The sequence below is a fragment of the Methanobrevibacter curvatus genome (genome assembly GCF_001639295.1).
In the GTDB taxonomy this organism is placed as follows: Archaea; Methanobacteriota; Methanobacteria; order Methanobacteriales; family Methanobacteriaceae; genus Methanoflexus; species Methanoflexus curvatus.
Genome location: NZ_LWMV01000060.1, coordinates 1 through 3,085 on the forward strand (window position 1 = coordinate 1; position 3,085 = coordinate 3,085).

Annotated in this window: 1 protein-coding gene; it reads left to right on the top strand. The window is 22.4% G+C overall.

The window, feature by feature from the left end; all coding sequences use genetic code 11:
* Positions 1 to 738: 738 nt before the first annotated feature.
* Entirely contained in the window at positions 739 to 2,556 is a 1,818-nt protein-coding gene (locus MBCUR_RS01640; protein WP_067089413.1) for a transglutaminase-like domain-containing protein, read from the top strand.
* The last annotated feature ends 529 nt before the right edge of the window (positions 2,557 to 3,085 follow it).

The window sequence follows — 3,085 nt, forward strand, 5'->3', positions numbered from 1 at the left end:
TTTTCTAAAAGTACAGATGAAATTAGTTTTAATTTTTAAAAAAGCTTAATAAAATCCTTATATTTTAATTTAAACTATTTTCCATAAAGTCAATTTTTTAATGATAATAAGCATTGTGGATTTTTTTCATTGTTAAAATCAAAAGATTAACTTTTAGAATATTGTTTTTAAAGACCAAATAAATTGTACTTTTATAAAATACTAATGTAATATACTCTAAACATACTAAATAGCATACCAAACCTCTTCAATTTTTTTCAATTATCAGACACCCTGTTTTATAATAATGCTAATTATAATTTTATAAATCTGATTTCAACTTAATCAACTAAATTTAGAAACTTAGATTTTCGATTGCTGCACAGCCCTTAAAACTTTTGTTTTTAGTACAACAAGTTTTTTAGTTTTATTTTTTTTATCTTTTTTTATTTTTCTTTGCTTTTTTTATTTTTATTCTATTTTTTTTATTTTCTTTGCTTTTTTTATTTTTTTCTGCTTTGTTTAATTGTTTTTTTATTTTTTTTAAATAGTAGAAAATTTATTTTATTTTATTTTTTTAAATAGTTTATTTTCTTTATTTTTTTTTAATATTCCTTAAAAAACTTATTTTTTTTATTTAAACATATTATACTTTTTATATTTAGATATAATGGCTTAATAGATAAATTTATAAACTTTTAATGACATAAAACAATTTGCACTTAAATATTTTAAGTGTAAATATTGGAGGCAAAAAAAATGAAAAAAAGAGTTTTGATGTTAGCATTGCTATGTGTTTTCTTAATTTGTGTAAATACATCTTTTGCAGCTGAAAACGATTTATCCAAAAATGAAATAAATGAAAATATTGTAAAAGTGGAGAAAGTCAATGTTTCCCTAGAAACAAATCAGACAGTATCCTATAAAAAAATGTACAATGAGATTGTAAACTCAAAAACATATAAATCCATAGTTAATTCTAAAGAGTATAAAAAATTTTATAACTCTAAAGAAGGAAAAGGGTTTTTTAATTCAAAAATGATAAAATCTTTTTCTAATTTAAGCTATGAAAAAAGACTTTTTATTGTTAATAAAACAATTAATGCTTGGAACAAGGAATTAAAATATAAATATTCTGATTCAAAAAAATCTAAAGCAATTTATACCTTGTTAAAGAATCCTAAGTATAGGACTCCAATGAACTTACTTTTAAATAAAAATTTTGATGGTTTTGTCAGATATTTAGATAGTCACAAATATGTTTATAAATATATTGACTCTAAAAACCCTAATTTTAAATATTTAAAAAGTAGTTTTGTGGCTTTAATTAGCTATAAATTCAAACTTGAAGGTAGTCATTTATATAAAAATGTTTCAAATGCGGATTGGACTAAATTAACTATTGAATCCCTTAGTTTTTCTAAATTTAAGTATAAACTTAGTGATGATGAGGTTTTAAAGAATTCTTTTAAATTGAACAATATAGAAAACTTTTTAAAATCATCATTTATTAAAAGATACATGAAAACATTAGGATATGGAGATTATTCTAATAAAATGGCTGCAGCAGGTGATCAAATTCCAACAACAATTTCTCAGAGTAAAATTATATCTATCTCTAAGCTTATGAAAGCATATATGGATAAATATCATAAATTGCCTGCATATATCCCAATAGATGATTATGTGCTTTCTGTACCTGAAATGGGTTATTTACAGTCTAAAACAATATATTATAAAACCCAATCAATTTCTAGTAATATAAAGGTTTTATTAAATATAAAAAATCCTCCTAGTCCTTCAGGTGACTCTGTTTCAACTACAGTTTATAAAAAGGATTTTGGTGATATTTCCAAAATAATTGTTGTTTTTTTGGAAGAAAATAAACGAGGGTATAATTATTTAACTTATAAAAATGTAAAAGTTCAATATCAGACTACCATCTACTTTGTAACTAAGGTATTGGCAACTACAGATTCAAAAGAAAATCTACCTGCTTCTGTATATATATCAATTAAAAGTACTGATCCAGGTAACTCATATCTTCCACCTTTACTGACCCATAGTTCCTCATCAGATAAAATCTCAAGTAGTATTTTAAATGATAAATATAATGGGGAATCTTTATCTCAGTATAAAAAAGCAAGTTTAAATGCTCAATCAACTGATTCTGACCTTGTTACATTTGCATGGTACTTAACTAAAAATTCTAAAAACGATTTGGAAAAAGCTAAAGCAGTTTTTGCCTATGTTTTAAAGGATATGTCTTATTCATTTTATTATAATACAAAATACGGTGCTAAAAACGCCATTTTAAAAGGTCAAGGGAACTGTGTTGATTTGTCTCATGCAATAGTTGCATTATCCAGAGCTAACGGTCTTGCTGCAAGATATGTCCATGGAACTTGTACATTTACTAGTGGTTTAGTCACAGGTCATGTTTGGGTTCAGATATTAGTTGATGGTACTTGGGTTGCTTGTGATGCTTCAAGTGATAGAAATAGTTTTGGTGTTATTAACAATTGGAATCCAAAAACATATACTTTAAAAGGAAAATATGCACAATTAAGTTTTTAATAAAACAGATTTTTTATAATGGTTTCTTTTTTAATAAAACACTTTTTGGCATATTGTTTTAATTTTGTTAAGTTTTACTTCTAAATATTTATAGGTGATTTAAATATTTATTTTTGTTTAAATCTAATATTTTCTTTTTAAAATAGAGTTATATGAAGTAAAAAAGACAAAATTCTATAAATTATACTATTTTTTTATAAGAAAGGTTAAATCTTTCTTATTTTTTATTTTTTTTATTTTAATCTCTTAGATTTTAAAATATATTTTTTTTAGTTATTGAAAAAAACTTCTTTGAGTTTTAATTTATTCAAATGTTTTAATATTTGTATATTTTTCTTAAAAAACCACAATTTGGACTCTTTTATAAAATGTCCTAATCTTACAGAATAAATGTATTTAATATTTAAAACTAAAAGATTTAAATAAGTTTAATTCAATATAATAAAGTTTAATTAAGCCGATTTACATTTAAATACTCATTTTAATACTTAAAAATTCAATTTTAAGAAAAAATAGAAAAGTTTATATA